The following is a 485-nucleotide window of genomic DNA, read 5'->3' as shown; positions in this document are numbered from 1 at the left end:
GCCGTTGTCGGCCTGTTGGGCGGAGAGGGTGCAGAGGGCGTCGGCGAGCTTGATGAGGAAGGCGTCGGGGGAGGGCCCGGAGTCGGCGAGCTCGATGTAGTGGCCGACCGCCTCCGTGGCGGAGGTCAGGGCGGCTGCCCGGTCGCCGACCTCGGACTGGCGGTTCGCGAGGTTGTTGAGGGATCCGGCGAGGCCGGGGAGGTGGGCGCGGGGGTCGGTGTCGGCGAGCGTGCGGTAGTGGGTGACGGCGTCGGTGGCGGTGGCGTGGGCCGGCGACGGGTCGCGGTCGACGGCCTGGGGGGGGTTGAGGGGGCCGAGGGCGAGGGCGCGCTCGAGGCGGCGGCCGTCGGGGGTGGGGCCGGTGTCGGCGAGCTTGAGGTAGTGGGCGACGGCTTCGGTGGCGGAGGTCAGGGCGGCTGCCCGGTCGCCGACGTCGGACTGGTGGTTGGCGAGGTTGTTGAGGGATCGGGCGAGGCCGGGGAGGT

At 75.3% G+C, this 485-nt stretch carries 1 pseudogene; it reads right to left on the bottom strand.

What is annotated here, in order from left to right:
* Positions 1-485, bottom strand: a pseudogene (locus PUR61_RS09470) (hypothetical protein); the annotation flags it as partial.

The organism is Streptomyces sp. BE20, from assembly GCF_036322525.1.
In the GTDB taxonomy this organism is placed as follows: domain Bacteria; phylum Actinomycetota; class Actinomycetes; order Streptomycetales; family Streptomycetaceae; genus Kitasatospora.
The sequence above is the reverse complement of the archived record's forward strand: the minus strand, read 5'-3'. Positions and strand labels throughout refer to the sequence as shown.